The sequence below is a fragment of the Flavobacterium sp. 245 genome, from assembly GCF_004362055.1.
Taxonomy (GTDB): domain Bacteria; phylum Bacteroidota; class Bacteroidia; order Flavobacteriales; family Flavobacteriaceae; genus Flavobacterium.
In genome coordinates, this window is record NZ_SNXB01000002.1 from 507233 (window position 1) to 525909 (window position 18677).

Annotated in this window: 15 protein-coding genes; 12 read left to right on the forward strand and 3 right to left on the reverse strand. The window is 35.4% G+C overall.

Features of this window, described 5'->3' with window-relative positions:
* The first annotated feature begins 102 nt into the window (after positions 1–102).
* The gene (locus EV145_RS05480) at positions 103–1125 is read left to right on the forward strand and encodes an LLM class flavin-dependent oxidoreductase (protein WP_133524211.1); all 1023 of its coding nucleotides are present in this window, start codon (positions 103–105) and stop codon (positions 1123–1125) included.
* Positions 1126–1381: 256 nt separating this feature from the next.
* Here EV145_RS05480 and EV145_RS05485 read toward each other — a convergent pair whose 3' ends face one another.
* Positions 1382–3820: a TonB-dependent receptor gene (locus EV145_RS05485; RefSeq protein WP_133524212.1), complete on the reverse strand. Its 2439-nt coding sequence runs from the start codon at positions 3818–3820 to the stop codon at positions 1382–1384.
* Positions 3821–4185: 365 nt separating this feature from the next.
* On the opposite strand from EV145_RS05485, the gene EV145_RS05490 reads away from it, so the two are divergent.
* Positions 4186–5466 (forward strand): acetyl-CoA C-acetyltransferase, encoded by a 1281-nt coding sequence (locus EV145_RS05490; protein ID WP_133524213.1) that lies wholly within the window; start codon positions 4186–4188, stop codon positions 5464–5466.
* Positions 5467–6204 carry a hypothetical protein gene (locus EV145_RS05495; protein WP_133524214.1) on the forward strand — a complete coding sequence of 246 codons (738 nt, stop codon included), beginning with the start codon at positions 5467–5469 and terminating at the stop codon, positions 6202–6204.
* A gap of 35 nt (positions 6205–6239) precedes the next feature.
* Here the strand turns inward: EV145_RS05495 and EV145_RS05500 are convergent, their stop codons facing one another.
* On the reverse strand, positions 6240–6851 hold the full coding sequence (locus EV145_RS05500) for an FMN-dependent NADH-azoreductase (RefSeq protein WP_133524215.1): 612 nt from the start codon (positions 6849–6851) through the stop codon (positions 6240–6242).
* A 109-nt stretch (positions 6852–6960) separates the two neighbouring features.
* Between EV145_RS05500 and EV145_RS05505 the strand changes: the two genes are divergently transcribed.
* From EV145_RS05505 to EV145_RS05515, 3 genes are all read left to right on the forward strand, one after another.
* Complete coding sequence (locus EV145_RS05505) at positions 6961–7338, forward strand: winged helix-turn-helix transcriptional regulator (protein ID WP_133524216.1); 378 nt, start codon at positions 6961–6963, stop codon at positions 7336–7338.
* A 141-nt stretch (positions 7339–7479) separates the two neighbouring features.
* The gene (locus tag EV145_RS05510) at positions 7480–9390 is read left to right on the forward strand and encodes a fumarate reductase/succinate dehydrogenase flavoprotein subunit (RefSeq protein WP_133524217.1); all 1911 of its coding nucleotides are present in this window, start codon (positions 7480–7482) and stop codon (positions 9388–9390) included.
* 95 nt (positions 9391–9485) lie between these two features.
* Positions 9486–10232 (forward strand): succinate dehydrogenase/fumarate reductase iron-sulfur subunit, encoded by a 747-nt coding sequence (locus EV145_RS05515; protein ID WP_133524218.1) that lies wholly within the window; start codon positions 9486–9488, stop codon positions 10230–10232.
* Between the two features lie 115 nt (positions 10233–10347).
* On the opposite strand, the gene EV145_RS05520 is transcribed toward EV145_RS05515, so the two are convergent.
* Positions 10348–11094 carry a 4-hydroxy-tetrahydrodipicolinate reductase gene (locus EV145_RS05520; protein WP_133524219.1) on the reverse strand — a complete coding sequence of 249 codons (747 nt, stop codon included), beginning with the start codon at positions 11092–11094 and terminating at the stop codon, positions 10348–10350.
* A 403-nt stretch (positions 11095–11497) separates the two neighbouring features.
* Between EV145_RS05520 and EV145_RS05525 the strand changes: the two genes are divergently transcribed.
* The 6 genes from EV145_RS05525 to EV145_RS05550 all read left to right on the forward strand — a co-directional run bounded on the left by EV145_RS05525 (position 11498) and on the right by EV145_RS05550 (position 18478).
* Positions 11498–11932 (forward strand): DUF1810 domain-containing protein, encoded by a 435-nt coding sequence (locus EV145_RS05525; protein WP_133524220.1) that lies wholly within the window; start codon positions 11498–11500, stop codon positions 11930–11932.
* Positions 11933–12062: 130 nt separating this feature from the next.
* Positions 12063–12413, forward strand: a complete 351-nt coding sequence (locus EV145_RS05530; protein WP_166638413.1) for a hypothetical protein — start codon at positions 12063–12065, stop codon at positions 12411–12413.
* A gap of 239 nt (positions 12414–12652) precedes the next feature.
* The gene (locus tag EV145_RS05535) at positions 12653–13348 is read left to right on the forward strand and encodes an ABC transporter ATP-binding protein (RefSeq protein WP_133524221.1); all 696 of its coding nucleotides are present in this window, start codon (positions 12653–12655) and stop codon (positions 13346–13348) included.
* A 30-nt stretch (positions 13349–13378) separates the two neighbouring features.
* On the forward strand, positions 13379–15673 hold the full coding sequence (locus EV145_RS05540) for a TonB-dependent siderophore receptor (protein WP_133524222.1): 2295 nt from the start codon (positions 13379–13381) through the stop codon (positions 15671–15673).
* A gap of 5 nt (positions 15674–15678) precedes the next feature.
* The gene (locus EV145_RS05545) at positions 15679–17130 is read left to right on the forward strand and encodes an ABC transporter permease (protein WP_133524223.1); all 1452 of its coding nucleotides are present in this window, start codon (positions 15679–15681) and stop codon (positions 17128–17130) included.
* Position 17131: 1 nt separating this feature from the next.
* On the forward strand, positions 17132–18478 hold the full coding sequence (locus tag EV145_RS05550) for a DUF3526 domain-containing protein (RefSeq protein ID WP_133524224.1): 1347 nt from the start codon (positions 17132–17134) through the stop codon (positions 18476–18478).
* Positions 18479–18677 lie beyond the last annotated feature (199 nt).

The following is an 18677-nucleotide window of genomic DNA, read 5'->3' on the forward strand; positions in this document are numbered from 1 at the left end:
GCATATTGCCTAAAGCATAAAATAATTGCAATAAGCATTAAGTTGTAGGTTCTCTAAAAAAGCCTAAAGCCTATTGCTTAAAGCCTAAAGCCTAAAAAAAATATGGAAATAGGAATTGACAGTTTTGCTTCGGCAATGTACGGAGACAACAACACTTTGAGCAGTGTTGATGCAATGGAGCAACTGCTCCAAAGAATTGAACTTGCAGATCAGGCTGGTTTGGATGTTTTTGGAATTGGAGAACATCATAAAAAAGAATTTTTAGATTCGGCGACAATCGTGATATTAAGTGCAGCGGCTGCGAGAACAAAAAACATACGTTTATCGAGCGCTGTTTCGGTTTTAAGTGCTGCAGATCCTGTGAGGGTTTATCAAAGTTTTGCAACACTCGATTTAATTTCAAAAGGAAGAGCCGAAATTGTTGTTGGACGTGGTTCTTCAATTGAAGCTTATCCCCTTTTCGGATTTGATTTAAATGATTATGATGCGCTTTTCAAGGAAAAATTAGACCTTTTTTTACAAATAAGAGATAATGAATTTGTTACTTGGTCAGGGAAATTTCGTCCCGCTATCAATAATCTTCCCGTTTATCCGAGAGCATTACAGGAAAAACTTCCTGTTTGGCTGGGCGTTGGCGGAACTCCAGAATCTTTTATCAGAGCCGGATCGTTAGGTTTGCCCTTGATGGTGGCGATTATTGGCGGTCAAACACATCGTTTTCGTCCTCTAATTGATCTATATCGCGAAGCCGGAAAAGCTGCAGGTTATAAACCCGAAGAATTGAAAGTAGGAATACATTCGCCAGGTTTTGTTGGAACAACTACTGAAAAAGCAATCGAAGAATATTATCCCGGATACGCCGAATTGTGGACAAAATTAGGCTACGAACGAGGCTGGCCTCCAGTTACCAAAGGAAAATTTGACGGACTAATCGATGATCTCGGTGTTTTAATTGTTGGAAGTCCTGAACGCGCAGCCGAGAAAATTTTGCGTCACAGTGAAGCGCTTGGCGGTATTTCAAGATTTACTTTCCAAATGGACAACGCCGGACTTACACATCAACAATTAATGAACGCAATAGAGTTAATTGGCGGAAAATTAATTCCATTAATCAAAAAAGGATAACAAATAAAAGTTTCAAGTTTCAGGTTTCAAGTTTCAAGTTTCAAGCTAGATTCACTTTGTCAGACTGAGCGAAGTCGAAGCCTTTAACGTACTACCCTTCGACTTCGCTCAGGGTGACATGTGAGCTATTTCATATTTAGCGTTACGTACAGAAACTGAAACTTGAAACAAAGAAAACTTGAAACAAAAAAAAGCATCCGCTAAAAATTAACGGATGCTTTCTTTTTCACTAACAATTCTTTTTAAAGGCGTATAATTAAAATTTATAAGTTACCCCAACTCTAAAGTTTGTTGGTGCTTCTGCTTGCCAATAGTAAGCATCTAGCCACTCATAGTAGGAACCGCTGTAAAGGTATTTGTTCAAGATATTAAATACATTAGCTGTTACTTTCACTTTACCCGTTTCATAAGATAAACCTCCATCTAATTTAAAATAAGAAGGCAACTTTTGAAGCCCTTCGCTCCAAGTATCTGTTTGGCGACCGTCAAGGAAAGTTCCTCCGATAGAAGCTCCAAATCCTTTAATTTTACCACTTTGAACTGTATAATTTAACCATGCATTTGCTGTGTGTTTAGCGTACCCTGGAACAATATCTCCTTTTTCAATTCCTGTTGCAGCAGAAACTAACGGATCAACCTTATTCACTATAGATTCTGTAAAAGCATAATTTGCAATAAGATTTAAACCATCAAATAGTTTTCCTCTAACGTCAAATTCGACTCCTTGAGCTCTTTTTTCTCCAAGGACAATTTTATATTGTTCGTTTGGTGTATTTCGAGGGTCAGCAGTAAGCTCATTCTTTTTCAAGATATTATAAACAGATAAACTTGTATTCCAAGAACCGTCAAACCAGTCTTTTTTAACACCAAATTCAACATTATTTCCTGTAAGTGGTTTAATCTGGCCATCTCTAACAACTCCTGACTGTGGAGTAAAAGCCTGATCATATAATCCGTACACTGCAGTGCTTTCGTTTACAGAATAGCTAACTCCAATACGAGGAGTAATATGACTATCTTCCTGTGTGTCTCCATAGCTAGACTGACTAATCCATGTATATCTTGCAGCAAGAGTTAATCTTAATTTATTTTGAAAGAAACCAAGTTCATCCTGAACATATCCAGCTGCATATTCAGAAGTATAAATTCCGCCAGCTCTTTGGCTAAGAGGTGTTTCGTGGTCAAAAGCTGGAAATCCGTTAGATGGAGTTCCATAATTTGGATTGTAAACGTTGAAAGGATTATCAACTGTATCAAGATCATGAGATTGTCCCCAATCTGCCATATAATCTTTACTTCCCAAATCTACTCCTCCTAATATTTTATGACTTACAGATCCTGTATTGAATTTTCCGTTTACAAATATTTGCCCCAGATACATATTACTTTCTGCATCCCAAATACCAACGTTTCTGATGATTTCTCCTTTTGCCAGTGTTCCTTCAGAAATTCCATTAAAATCTCTATCAACATCACCAGGACCAACTACGCCAGGCCAAGAACTATATCCTTGCTGAATGTATTTAAAATAAGAAGTCTGAGCTGTAAGTTTCCAGTTGTCATCAAATTTATGTTCGAACATCAAATAACCGCTGTGATCCTGAATATTGGTATCTGGCAACCCTGGCTGCGTCATGGTAAAACTACGAGGCAATGTTGCATATCCGTCAGATGCAGGTCCAAAAACATAATAAGAACCAACTTCTGTCATATTTGCGTACTGAAAATTATATTCAGCTGTAATTTTTGTTTTATCATCAACTTGATATGAAATTACCGGAGCAATTACATAACGGTCGTTGTGCTCAAATGGGCGGTGAGAACCTTTCTTTTGCGCTGCGCCGTTAAATCTGTAAAGCAGTTTTCCTTTTTTATCTAATTTTCCGTCAAGATCAAGACTTACTCTGTAAAAATCAAAACTTCCGCCAAGTACAGAAACTTCACCTTTTGTAATTCCAGTTGGTTTTTTAGTAACAACATTATAAAGTCCGCTTGGATCACCGCTAGAAAGCATAAATCCAGCCGGTCCTTTTACAAATTCAATATGATCTACAAAACTCATATCTTCAGTTAATGGTCCCCAGAAAGAAGAAACCACGTTAAATCCGTTACGGAAAGCCTGAATTTGAGAACCTCGCATAGTAATGTTTGTGTACAAATCGCCCCAGTGCTCTAAACGTACAGCCCCACTCACGTTACGAATTACCCCGTCGCTCATACTTGTAATTTGCTGATCTTTTAAAGTCTGACCGCTTACAATCTGCACGTTTTGCGGAATCTCCAATACCGGAGTCTGAAGACGCAAAGACAACGAAGGTTTGTCTTGTTTGTATTTATTTTTTGTAATAACGACTTCGTCAAGATCTTCCTGACTTTCAGAAAGTACGAAGTTTTTTGTTGTGACTTGTTTTGCGGTAACAACAATTGCAGCTTCTTGACCATGAATACCAACTGAATGAATACTGATCGTGTACGAGCCTGGTTTTACATTTCTAATTTCATACTGCCCACTTTCGTTGGTTACAGCGCTATATTTTGTTCCTTTAAGAGCAACTGATATACCTTCTGCTGGAGCATTTCCGCTTAAAGATATTTTTCCTGTTACCCTGCCTGTATTTTGGTTTTGCGCCATCATAGTTAATGATGTTACGAAAAGCACAAAAAAACAGATTTTTTTAATGGTTAAGCTATTCATTTTGTCTGGTTTTAAATTTCGTTCGCAAAAGTACTTTCTAAAACTTGTTTTTCCAAATTATTTTTAACCATTCTAAATAAAAATAATAGCAAATATCAAAACTACATTTTTAACTTGCTGGAAGGCAATAAAAAAGCCTGTTTTACAAAATGAAACAGGCTTCAAAAAAAATCTCTAATTCTAAATAAGATTAAAATTTTACTAAATAAAATTAGATAATGTGCCAATTAGATAATGAGATAATTCACGATGCTTATAATTATCTAAGTAGCACATTATCTAATTATCTAATTGTCTAATTACCACATTATCTCATTACCAAATTTTCTGCTTATCTTTAATCTTCAAACAAATCTAGTTTTAAGATGAACAATACCACAACGATTAGAAAAGTTGCCATTGTTGGCTATAACCGAATTCCTTTTGCACGAGCAAATACAGCATATTCAAATGTTGGAAATCAGGAAATGATGACCGCAACCTTAAACGGACTTATAGACAAATACAATTTAAACGGAAAATTATTGGGCGAATTAGCCGGCGGTGCGGTAATCAAACATACGTACGACAGCAACTTGATCAGAGAATGTGTGATGAAAACGTCGCTTGATCCTGCAACTCCTGCCTGCGATTTACAGCAAGCGTGTGACACCGGAATTGAAAGTGCTGTTTATATAGCCAATAAAATTGCCCTTGGCCAGATTGATTCTGGAATCGCGGGCGGTGTTGATTCAATCAGTGATATGCCTATTGCGGTAAGTGAAAAACTCCGAAAAGTTTTGCTTGAAGCACGAAAAGAAAAATCATTGAGCGGAAAAATCAAGACATTTCTAAAACTTCGTCCGGCAGATTTAACACCATTAGTTCCTCGAAATGAAGAATCGCAAACCGGACTTTCGATGGGCGGACATACTGAAATTACTGCAAAATATTATAAAATATCGAGAGAAGACCAAGATCAATTAGCACTTAAAAGTCATTTGAATATGGCAAAAGCTTATGAGGAAGGCTTTTTTGATGATATGATTACACCTTTTAACGGACTAGAAAAAGACAATAACCTAAGAAAAGACAGCTCGATTGAAAAATTAGCCAAATTAAATCCCGCATTTGACAAAACAAACGGAACTCTGACAGCTGGAAATTCAACACCGCTTACTGATGGAGCGTCTTGTATTCTTTTAGCAAGCGAAGAATGGGCAAAAGAACAAGGCTTGCCAATTTTAGCTTATATCACATTTGCTGAAATTGCTGCAATAGAATACGTCAAAAAACAACAAAATCTTTTGTTGGCTCCTTTATTTGCCGCATCACGAATGCTGGAAAAAGCAGGATTAAATCTTCAGGATTTTGATTATTATGAAATTCACGAAGCTTTTGCTGCACAAGTTTTGGCTACTTTAAAAATTTGGGAAAGCCCAGAACTGAGTGCCGAAATAGGATTGAAAAAACCCCTTGGTGCGATTGACAGAGAAAAACTGAATGTAAAAGGAAGCAGTCTTGCGGCGGCGCATCCTTTTGCTGCAACTGGAGGCCGAATCATTGGTGTAATGGCAAAACTTTTACATGAAAAAGGTTCTGGAAAAGGTTTTGTTTCGATTTGCGCTGCGGGCGGACAAGGCGTTACAATGATTATTGAGAAATAAATGAACATATTACAGAAAACACTAGGAACAATTTTTCCTCCATATAAGTTCTCGATAATTATAAAAGAACAGAGAAGCTTTTTTAACGCTATAATTGATAAATTACCCGAAAGCCTATCTGAAATAAAAATTCAGACAAAAAGTGGTACTTTGCTTGGCTTAGACAATTGGGAATTACATCCTGATTTTAAATTTGTTACCATGTCTTATGGAGGTGAGAAATATTATGAATATAAAAAAAGAGGTAAAAATTTTAAAATCTCAGGACTTAGAATTTTTTCAAAACACAATAATAATTTTGAAGATATTGAACTTTTAATTTGGGATAACTTAGTTTCGGGTTTAAAAATCAAAAATTCAAACTATCAACTTAAAGAATTTGATTTATCAACTATTGATAACATTAATTTTACTATTGCTGACTTTGAATTTCCTCCAAATGATGTCGACCTTTTTTATAATAAATTAGAAAAGGCTATTAAAGAAAAACTAGATTACAATGAATTATTTGATATTGACTTTAACGGGAGAACTTTTTACGCCTTTTATAATTTGGAAGATGGAAATTATTTGGCTGTAGATAAAAAATTAATTGTCTACTCATTAGTTCATGATGCCAAACCGATGGTTTCTAAAATGAAAACAACCTTTAAAGAAATTTTAGAGGAAATCTCGAATAATCGTTTTGATAAAAATAAGCATCTGGATAATCGATATTCAAATAAATTACAAAAGTAAAAATCCCAGTATAACTGGGATTTTATTTTTTAAACTTAAAAAGCAAATTCTTCTACAGAAGATAAAGCCTTCGGCAATGCATTTGCAGCAAAATCAGGGATTGCAGTTCCTTCAACTCGGAAAGTAGTAACATCTGTCATTCCTAAAAAACCAAATATAGTTCGCAAATACGATTCGGAGAAATCATAGCTTTTCATTGGTCCTTCAGAAAAAACGGCGCCTGATGCTATTGATAAATACACTTTTTTATCCGTTACTAATCCTTTTGGGCCTTCGGCACCATAACTAAAAGTCTTTCCTGCTCTGGCAATTTGGTCAATCCATCCTTTTAAAACAGCTGGAATTCCAAAATTATATAAAGGAACCCCAATTACAAGAATATCTGAATCAAGTAACTTCTCAATCGCTTCATCTGAATATTTAATCGCTACGGTCTGTTCTTCTGTATGAGTTTCAGCAGGCGTATAAACAGCGCTGATATGTGAATTTGTCAAATATGGAAGCGGGGTTTTAGAAAGATCAAGCGTACGCACTTCACTTTCAGGATATAATAAAATCAATTTTTCGATAACTGCATTTGATAACTGATTACTGAATGAAGTTTCTCCATTAGTACTCGTTATTATTTTTAGAATTTTCTGGCTCATAATTTTTAGTATTATTTGTTTACAATGCAAACTTATTTACATTTGCTATACATTTTATAGTACTATCCTAGAGGATAGCGCTATCATCAAGTATAGTAAAGTAAAACATATGGAAACGGCTACAGAAATTCAGAAAATAAACGAAAAAGATTGCAACCCACAAGAATGCATGGGCGCCTTACTTCCTGTAAGAGATGCATTAGAAGTATTAAGTGGCAGATGGAAACTGCCTATTTTAATCGCTTTATCTGACAGGCCAAAACGTTTTAAAGAAATTTCAAAAGACATTAACGGAATCACTGATAAAATGCTTTCTAAAGAACTGAAAGATCTTGAAATAAATAAATTGGTAACAAGAACAGTTTACGATACTTTTCCGCCAACAGTAGAATATGCAAGAACAGAACACAGTCAAACGCTCTCAAATGTTATTATGGCATTAAAGGACTGGGGAACTTTACATCGTAAAGAAATTATTGGAAAGTAATTTCTGAAAAAACATCCAAAGAATCCAAACTAAATATCCGCAAAAACACTTCATTTTCAATATTTTATATTAAATTAGGGTTTCATAAAAAGTAATGCCACTTTTTAAAATTTTGCACCAATTCATTTTAAACCGTTAAAAATGATGGAATCAAAAATACCCGAAGGACCGCTTGCCGAAAAATGGAACACTTATAAAGCCAAAGCCAAACTGGTAAATCCGGCGAACCGAAAAAAACTTACTGTTATTGTTGTAGGAACTGGGCTTGCTGGTGCTTCATGCGCTGCTTCTCTGGCAGAACAAGGCTATAATATAAAATCGTTTTGTTTTCAGGATTCGGCCCGACGAGCGCATTCAGTCGCGGCACAAGGCGGTGTTAATGCCGCTAAAAACTACAAAAATGACGGCGACAGCACTTTCCGAATGTTTTATGACACCATAAAGGGGGGAGATTTTAGATCTCGAGAGGCCAATGTTTATCGTTTAGCCGAATGTTCTGCAGCCTTAATAGATCATGCGGTTGCACAAGGCGTTCCTTTTGCAAGAGAATATGCTGGATATTTAAATAACAGATCTTTTGGCGGTGTTCAGGTTTCGCGGACTTTCTACGCTCGCGGACAAACTGGGCAACAGCTTTTACTTGGTGCTTATCAAGGTTTATTGCGACAAGTTTCATTAGGCAAAGTAGATTTACATACACGTCATGAAATGCTTGAATTAGTAGTTATTGACGGAAAAGCAAAAGGAATTATTGCCCGAAATCTTGAAACTGGTGCATTAGAACGCCACAATGCAGATGCAGTTGTTTTAGCGTCTGGAGGCTACGGAAAAGTATATTATCTCTCTACACTCGCAATGGGCTGTAACAGTTCGGCGATTTGGAGAGCACACAAAAAAGGCGCCTATATGGCAGGAGTTAGCTGGATTCAGTTTCATCCTACTTCTTTGCCACAACATGGTGAAAATCAGTCAAAATTAACTTTAATGTCTGAATCATTGCGAAATGATGGCCGAATCTGGGTTCCTAAAACAGCAAACGACGATCGAGATGCCAATATAATTCCAGAAAACGAACGTGATTATTATCCGGAACGTAAATATCCTTCTTTCGGAAATCTTGCTCCAAGAGATATTTCGTCACGCGCCGCAAAAGAAAGAATCGATGCCGGACATGGCGTTGGTCCAATGAAAAATGCTATTTATTTAGATTTCTCTGATGCAATAAAAGCGCAAGGAAAAGATAAAATCGAAGCCAAATACAGCAATCTTTTTGCTATGTACGAGAAGATTACAGGAATCAATGCTTATAAAGAACCAATGCTCATTTCGCCTTCTGCACACTTTACTATGGGCGGACTTTGGGTTGATTATGAATTGATGACCACTATTCCGGGTTTATTTGCATTGGGAGAAGCTAATTTTGCTGATCATGGCGCTAATCGTCTTGGGGCAAATTCTTTGCTTCAGGCTTGTGTAGACGGTTATTTTATAGCGCCTTATACAATACCTAATTATTTGTCAGGCGAATTAAATGCTCCAAAAATTACTACTTCTCATCCCGCTTTTGAAGAAGCCGAAAAGACCATACAATCACAATTAAATCGGTTTTTAAGCAGTAAAGGAACACTTTCAACCGATTATTTTCATAAAAAAATTGGACGTTTACTCTATGAAAAATGTGGCCTTTCAAGAAGTAAAGAAAAACTCGAGGAAGCAATTGAAGAAATTAAAATTCTGAAAGCTTCTTTTGAAAAAGATTTACTAATTACCGGCGACGACAAACTCAACAGCGAATTAGAAAAAGCAGGAAGAATTGCTGATTACATTGAATTAGCCGAATTAATGTGCCATGATGCCTTACAGCGCGAAGAATCCTGCGGTGCGCATTTTAGGGAAGAATACCAAACTGCAGATGGCGAAGCCGTTCGCAATGATGCCGATTTCTGTTATGTCTCAGCTTGGGAATGGAAAGGAAAAGAACAACCACCAGAACTTCATAAAGAACCACTAGTATTTGAATCTGTTGAACTTGCGGTACGCAGCTATAAATAATTGTTGATTGTAAATTATTAATTAACAATTCATAAAACTCAATTTCACAACTTACAAGCAATTCATAATTAACCATTTATAATTAATAATTAGCTATGAAACTATTTCTGAAAATATGGCGTCAGTTTGATACTTCTTCTAAAGGAGAAATGATAGATTATGAAATAGACAATGTTTCAGAGCATATGTCTTTCCTCGAAATGCTGGATCTTTTGAACGAATCCCTGATTCACAAGAAAGAACGTGTCATCGAATTTGACCATGACTGCCGCGAAGGAATTTGCGGACAATGTGGTGTTATGATAAACGGAAGAGCACACGGACCCTTAAAAAACACTACAACCTGCCAGCTTCATATGCGAAGTTTTAAAGATGGCGAAACCATTTATATTGAACCATTTCGCGCAAAAGCTTTTCCTGTTTTAAGAGATTTAAAGATTAACCGAAATGCTTTTGACAAAATTATCACTGCTGGCGGATTTATTGGCGCCGCAACGGGTCAAGCGCCAGAAGCCAATAGTATTCCGATTTCTTATGAAACTGCCGAAGCCTCTTTTGACGCTGCCGCCTGCATTGGTTGTGGTGCCTGCGTGGCGACCTGCAAAAATGCCAGTGCCGCTTTGTTTGTTGGCGCCAAAATAACTCATTTAGCTTTGCTTCCGCAAGGAAAAATAGAAGCTTCAAAAAGAGTTCTAACGATGGTGAACCAAATGGATGCGGAAGGTTTTGGAAACTGTTCAGATACAAGAGCCTGCGAAATCGAATGTCCGCAGGGTATCTCGGTCCTTTCAATCGCAAAAATGAATGCTGAATATACTAAAGCTCTGATTTTAAGAAAATGAGGTTCTTTTCTAAGATTCTGAGGAACTAAGGTACTGAGACTCTAAGATTCAAAAAACTTTGCGTAATTATTCTCAAAAAACCTTAGCAAGTTAGTCCCTCAGAAGCTTAGCACCATTATTGAAAATATGGCGATAAAATATCTTCAAAATTATATAATCCTTTTTGTTTGTCTTTTAGATTTTCGGCAACAAAAACGACCCCGTTTCCAAAAGCTTCTCTCGAAATAGATTCGTGAATCAGACGAACCGTTTGATATGGAAATCCAAAGATAACCTCGTGTTTTCCAACGATTCCTCCTGCCCTTACCGAGTTTATATTTTCCTTTTCAACATCCAGTGCTTCGGCAATTTTTAATGCAGTGCCAGACGTTCCTTGTTTCTTTTTAAAGTGTTCTTCATTCACTTCAATATCAACCCAAGGGGCAATTTTCTTTAAAAACTTTGCCGCAAATAGTAAATAATTCACTCCCAATGTGATATTTGGTGACCAAAAAACAGTCGTTTTATTGGATAATTTTTTAAGTAATTTTAATTCATTTTCATCATAATGTGAGATAGCTGAGATGATTTTTACTTTCTTTTCGGCTGCAGATTCACCGTAGGAATAAATTCCTTCATTTGAAGAAAAATCAATAATCACATCAACCGGATGCTTTTCTAATAATTCGTCGACTGTTGTAGTTTCACTTGAATAAATTAATCCAGGCTCTTCTGATTCGATTCCTAAAAATTCTGGAACCGATCTGTGTTCTAAAACTTTACTTTGTCTTAAAACCCATTCGAGTGAGAATTTTTTATTTTCCAGCAAGATTGACGCTACTGATTTTCCAGTTTTTCCGAATCCGATTAATCCTATTTTCATAAATTTTAGTTTTTTTGAGTACGAAACCCGTTTAAAAGAAAATACCTTTTTAAGATGAATTGCAACCAAAGAAATTGCTTCAAAAATTTCTTAAAAAGAACCTTATTATTTAAAATTAGAAAAAATATAACAGGATAACTAGCAAAAACTTTGATATATAACAATAAAATCAGGGTTTAACAGGAATAACTTTGCTAATGCATCCTTTAGACTAAAAAAATTTGCAATTCTTCTCAAGAATGCCATTTCTTATTTTGAAGCCAAATTTTTACAGTTCTCCTATAAAATTTTGGTTTGTAAAAATTATAACAAAATAGCTGGAAAAAAACGACTTCTGCGCATACAACTAAACATATTTTGAGTAGATTTATAACCTGATTCCCCAAATCAAAATCAGTACATAATGGCCTACAATAACAATGAATTGATGCGTTTTTTAGACGCACAAAATAAACTATACCTCTCAGCATTGGCTGAAATTAAAAAAGGTAAAAAAGAATCTCCATGGATGTGGTTTGTATTTCCACAAATAAAAGGATCGGGTTCCTGCGATACTTCAAAATTCTATGAAATCAAGAATGCCGATGAAGCAATTGCGTTTTTAGAACATCCAATTCTTGGGAAACACCTCATTGAAATCACATCAGAATTAATTAAAAACGAAGAAAAAACGGCAGAAGAAATATTTGGAAATCCAGATGACGAAAAACTCCAGTCATGCCTGACATTATTTGCCAGTATTCAGAACAGCGAACCTGTATTTCAGGAAGCACTTCACAAATATTTCGACGGATCATCAGACTTTCATACACTGCAATTATTGTATAGCAATCTTTAGATTTTTGACTTTTTCAATAAAAACAGTCCACTTTTAGGGCTTTTCAAAATAAGATAAGTATATTTGCAACACTGTTGCGTTTATTAATTTCATTTTGAGTGATTTAAGAATTGCGCTGAAATACCACTGAATGAAAAAGAAAATTATCGTTTTAAATTTCTTGATGTCTTTTGCAGTATTGTTCGCAATGCTGTTCCAGACCGTTCACTCGTACGAGCACGTTGTTAAGCAATTTTCTGAAAAACATTGTGTTCATAAATACAAATCAGGGGAAAATCAAATAACACACAGCCACTCTGTTGAGAACACGTGCCATGTATGTCATTTTGCTTTCAGCAGTTTTATCCCAAATTCTTTTCAGCCAATTTCATTCCATAAGATCAGTGTTCAAACTTCTTATCATTTCTTTTATTCAAAGACAGTTTCTACATTTTTTAAAGGAAGTCTTTTTGCGCTTCGTGCACCGCCGGCACTTCTTTAATTTACTACATCTTATCTTAAACTAAAAAAATGCATTTTATCTTTTTCATTGAAATAGATAAAAGCATACTATTTTATGCTTTTTTGATTTGTTTTTCAAAATACAAATCAAATCCACTTTTCTATTCTTTGTAGTAAATCTCTTTTTTTTAAATTAAAAATTATGCTTTTACATATACGTAAAAGCCTGATTTTAATATTTCTATTTTTTAAAATCAAACCTTTCAAATAAACAAAACTATGCTTACAGCAAAAAATCTGACTAAAAAGTACGGAGATTATACCGCTTTAAATGCCTTAAACTTAACGATAAATGAAGGCGAAATCTTTGCTCTTTTAGGCCAAAATGGAGCCGGAAAAACTACTACAATCAATTTGTTTCTTGGCTTTGTTGAACCCACATCTGGAGAATTAGAAATTAATAATATATCAGTAATTGAAAATACGCAGGAAACCAAAAAACATGTCGCTTACATTCCAGAAACAGTAATGTTATATCCGAATTTAACTGGTTTAGAGAACCTCAAATTTTTCTCGTCATTAGCAGGTTTCAAATATTCAAAAGGAGAATTAACCTATTTTTTAAACAAAGCTGGATTACAAGCCAATGCTCATGATAATAATTTAGGAGGTTATTCTAAAGGAATGCGTCAAAAAGTTGGGATCGCAATTGCTATTGCTAAAAAAGCAAAAGTGCTTTTATTAGATGAACCTACAAGCGGTTTAGATCCAAAAGCTTCTAATGAGTTTTCGCAGATTTTAAAAGAACTTTCGGCTGATGGAACCGCAATTTTAATGGCTACCCATGACATTTTCAGAGCTCGCGAAGTAGCTTCCCGCATAGGAATTATGAAACAAGGAAATCTTGTTACGGTAATTGAAGCGTCTAAAATTTCGGCTGACGAACTTGAAAATTTGTATTTACAAACCGTTTAAAGGAAATAGCATTTCCATTCTCTATAAAACATGAAAAATTTATTTTCTTTTATATTTCTAATAATTGCCACACATACAATACACTCTCAAATAGTTAACAAAAAAAATACAGACAGCATTGCACAGGATTCAATCAAAATGATAAAAAATGAGTTGCAAACTGTTGAAATCGTAGGCCGGTCAACCAAAAAATACAACAGCGAATATTCATTTGCGGCTACAAAAATTGCCGCCTTAAACAAAGATATTCCGCAATCTATTTCGACAATAACAAAGGAATTAATTGCCGATAAAGCCGCATTTTATCTTGCTGATGCCGTAAAAATGGCAAGTGGCGTAATTCCGGCAAGTTATTATAATCAATACACAATTCGCGGAATCAGTCAGAATGAGGAAGGCCAAATTATTAACGGAATGCGAACGCGTCAATATTATTTTCTGCAGCCTTTAACGAGTAATATTGAACGCGTTGAAGTTATCAAAGGTCCATCGAGTGCGACATTTTCTTCTGTAGATCCAGGTGGAAGCATTAATTTGGTTACTAAAAAACCATTAGCAATTGACCGAAAAGAGATTAGTTTAAGTGTTGGAAGTTTCAGCACTTTGCGCGGAACGCTTGATTTTACAGGTCCTTTAAATGAATCCAAAACACTTTTGTACCGTGTAAACGGGGCATATCAGCAGGCAAAATCATTTCGAGATTTAGTGAATAATAAATCGTTTTTGATTTCGCCTTCTTTCAGTTATATCCCAAATGAAAAAACCGCCATTAACACCGAGTTAATTTTAAGCAATATGACGGGAATTCTAGATCGCGGACAGCCTATTTTTGGTGCCGTTGCCGGAAAAACAAGTCTGAATAAAACACCGATAAGTTTAAATCTTGGCGCTCCGAGTGATTTTTTCAAGTCGAAAGAAATGATTTTGATGACAAATTTTGCACATAAATTCAATTCTAAAATTGGTTTTAATGCTTCATACATGAAACAAACCTGGACTGAAGATCTTCAGGAACACCGTACTACAAACGCCTTTGCGGTCGATATGAACAATAAACCCGTTACAAGTCTGGCGATGATGCAGTTTGTACAGCGTCAGCAAAACTGGGATATCGACAATTTGAGTGCCTATTTTAATTTCGATGTCAAAACTGGAAAACTTAAACATAAATTATTGACGGGTTACGATTTAAGCAGTTGGAATAAGAATAAAGGCGGCGGACAAAACGCCGCGCGAGGTTATGTATTAAAAGACGGAACGGTTGCGAGCAGTTTTGTCTTGGCGAATGCCTCAAACTACCAAACTATTACTGTTGACGGCGTTGTAATGCCTAAACCGAATGTTGATTATTTTAATTTGAATAATCCAAGCTACAAACTTACTAGCACAGAAGATTATACACTGAATGTGAGAACGGCACTGCCATCAGCATTAACGACTACAAATGCGATTTATATTCAGGATCAGATTCAATGGGAAAAATTTACTTTCTTATTAGGGTTGCGAAACGAATGGTTTGAAGATATTACGAATTACGAAACCAATAACGAACTGAAAGTCAAAAAAACAGCTTTATTGCCAAGAGTTGGAATTACGTATGCGGTAAATAGTGCCATTAATGTGTACGCGACGTATCTCGAAGGTTATCAGCCACAATCGAATACGGTTACTTTAATGCCACAAACAGGAACTTTACCAGCCGGAAGTTTGTTTGATCCGCTGGAAAGTGATTTAAAAGAAGTGGGAATCAAAACTACTTTTTTAAACAACTCTATGAGTTTTAATGCGGCGATTTATGAAATCAATCAGCGTAATATTTTAATGAATGCTAATGATCCTGCAAATCCGGATTTACTGGTTACAAGAGGTGCAGAACGAAGTCGTGGTTTTGAGTGCGATGTAGCAGGTTATATTACACCAGACTGGCAAATTAATGCGTCGTACAGTTACATTGATGCCGAAATTATCAAGGATAATAATCCGGCTTTGATTGGTGCCAGAAAGCAAAACACGCCAAAAAACAGCGCCAACTTATGGACGCGCTACAATTTTGCTTCTGATTCTGCTTTGCAAGATTTAGGAATTGGTTTTGGAATGCAATACCAAAGCAGTAAAGTGCCTTGGTTTACTCGAGATTTTACACTTCCTGATTTTACCATTTTTGATGCTGCTTTGTTCTACAAACCAACCAAAAGCAACGTGCAAATTGCTGTAAATGCTGGTAATTTATTAAACAAAACGTATTGGCTGGGCGCACAGAATTATCTGCGTTTATTTCCGGGAAGTCCAAGAAATGTAAGCCTTACCGTAACTTACAAATTTTAATTTATATGAAATTATTACATACAGAACTCCTTATTGCCACGCATTTTAAAAATTCGGTTTTTAAAAATTCGGCGATTTACATTATTACACTTTTTATTGGTGCCTTGATTTTATTTGCTTCATTTTCGGGTTGGGATAATTATAAAAACCAAAACGAAACCAGCGAAAAATACCAGCATAAATCTCGTGAGGACTGGTTGAAAAATCCAGATAAAAACCCACATAGAATGGCGCATTACGGGAATTTTGCTTTTAGGAAAAGTACGCCTTTAAGTGTTTTTGAATTTGGAATGGAACCGTTTTTTGGAAATGCCATTTTCCTTGAAGCGCACAAACAAAACACAGCCAACTTCTCTGAAGCCGGATTCTCCAACAGCATGCTTCGATTTGGCGAAATTAGTATTGCGATGGTTTTGCAGGTTTTACTGCCTTTACTGATCTTTTTCGTTGGATTTAATTCTGTTGCTTACGAAAGAGAAAACGGAACTTTAAAAATCCTTTTAAGCCAGGGAATCAGCTGGAAACAGCTTTTGTTTGGTAAAGTTCTAGGAATTGCGAGCGTGGTTATGCTGCTTTTTGTTCCAACCATTATTGTTTTGGTTTTGATTTGGTTACTGCTTCAAAACTTCTCCATTTCGGCAGATCAAACAATCAAAATGCTGTTGTTTATTGGGTTTCATTTTATTTATCTCATGTTCTTTTGTGTGGTTGCTGTTTTGATTTCGGCGTCAAGCAAAACGGCAAAAAAAGCACTGGTTTCGTTAATTGGTATCTGGCTGATTTTTACCATCATTTTGCCAAGAACAACACAGGCCATTGGAGCTTATTTGTATGAAGCGCCTTCTAAAATCGAGTTTAACAGCGATATCGAAAAGGATATTCTAAAACAAGGTGACAGCCACAACCCAAATGATGTTCATTATAAAGCAATAAAAGACTCTTTATTAAGAGTTTACAAAGTCGATTCGGTACAAAAACTTCCTTTTAATTATTCCGGATTTATTATGACAGAAGGCGAAAAAATCAGCTCGAATATTTACAACAAACATTTAGAAGAATTGCTGAAAATTTACGACAGGCAAAACAGTTTTTCTAAAGCCGTTTCTTTCCTAAATCCATACATCGCAATGAAAAATCTATCGATGGGATTATCTAATACTGATTATGATTCGTACACCGATTTCCAGAAACAGGCTGAGAAGTACCGTTACGCAATGGCGCAGAAAATGAACGCATTACAGGTTAAATACATCAGCAATAAAAAACCCGGACCAAACGATAAACCGCTTACCATCGGCAAAGAACACTGGTCCGATGTTAAAGAATTTCATTATGAACCAAAAGGGGTTTTGGACGTTTTAAAAACCGAAATCATTTCTGTTATTTCTATTCTTCTGTGGGTTATTCTGCTTTTTGTTTTAATCAGAATTGCCGCTAAAAACTTAAAAGCCATTTAATATGTTAGTACTCTTGTTTAAAAATTTCATACGCTCAAAAGGTACCAAAATTGGCTTACTTTTTTTATTAATTATCGGTTTTATAAGCCTTTTAATTGGACGTCAGTTTCAGGAAAAACAACAAAACAATATTACCGAAGCTGCACTTTATCAAAAAGAACATATTGCCAGAAATGCTGCTTTTCATAAAGATGAAATTGGGCTTCTCCTCTACTATATCAAATTTTCATTGGTTAATAATACGCTACCAATTAACAGTTTAGCAATTGGTCAGCGCGATGTAAATCCGTCTATTCAAAGCGTTACGATTCGTGGTTTAGAAGCTCAGAAATACGACTCAGAATTGAATAATCCGAGTAATCTTTTATCCGGAAATATCGATTTTAGTTTTGTACTTTTGTATCTTTTTCCGCTTTTGATCATTGCTTTTTCGTATAATATTATTTCCGAAGAAAAAGAATCAGGAACTTGGAAAATAGTAGCAACACAAACTCCAAATACCTTTTTCTACATTTTAAAACTATTTTATGTCAGGATTTTAAGTATAACCGTACTTTTGACTTTGATACTTTTAGCTGCGATTTTCTTTTTGCAGATTCCAATTGATAAATCGTTTTTTCTGTTTTATGGCCTTTCGGTTTTGTATATTTTGTTTTGGTTTGCGGTTTGTTTTTTCATTGTTTCATTTCAAAAAAATTCCAACTTTAATGCCGTTATTTTATTGACAATCTGGCTTTTTCTTATTATTATTCTTCCGGCTGGAATCAATACGTATATCATCAATAAATACAAAGTTCCCGAAGCTTTAGAATTAGCGCTTACGCAACGAAATGCCTATCATGAAAAATGGGATATGAATAAACAGGAAACACTGGATAAGTTCTACAACCATTATCCGCAATTTAAAAATTATCCTTTGCCTGATAAAGAATTCAGCTGGCTTTGGTATTACGCAATGCAACAAATGGGCGACGATGAATCTTCCGTACAATCTAAAGAATTAGAATTAAAATTGAAGCAAAGAAATCAAGCGAGCGAGTTAATCGCGCAGTTTATTCCAACACTCCATACTCAAATTCAGTTAAACGAAATTGCTAAATCTGACTTGCGAAATCAGCTTTTATTTTTAAAAGAAACAACAAAATTTCACGAAAAACTGCGTTTATATTTTTATCCAAAAATATTCGACAACGCTCCAGTTAATCAGGAAAAATGGGAGAAATTTAAAGTAGAAACTTTTAAGGATAACTCTGAAGCGAGTTTTATGAAAGCGTTTTTGCCGTTATTTATTTTTAATTTAGTGTTGATTGTTTTTGGATGGTGGAATTTTAAACGCAACGTTTTTTAACCGCAAAAAGCGCTAAGATTTGTACAAAGTTCGCAAAGTTTTTACACAAAGCTTTGCGAACTTTGCGCTTATATGAAGTTCGTATATATACTAAAATCTTTGCGTGCTTTGCGGTTAAATTAATCCAACTATTTGCAAATCTACTTAGCCCGTTTTCTTTTATGAAAATTGGCTTTTATTATTCTTCAAACCATAAGTA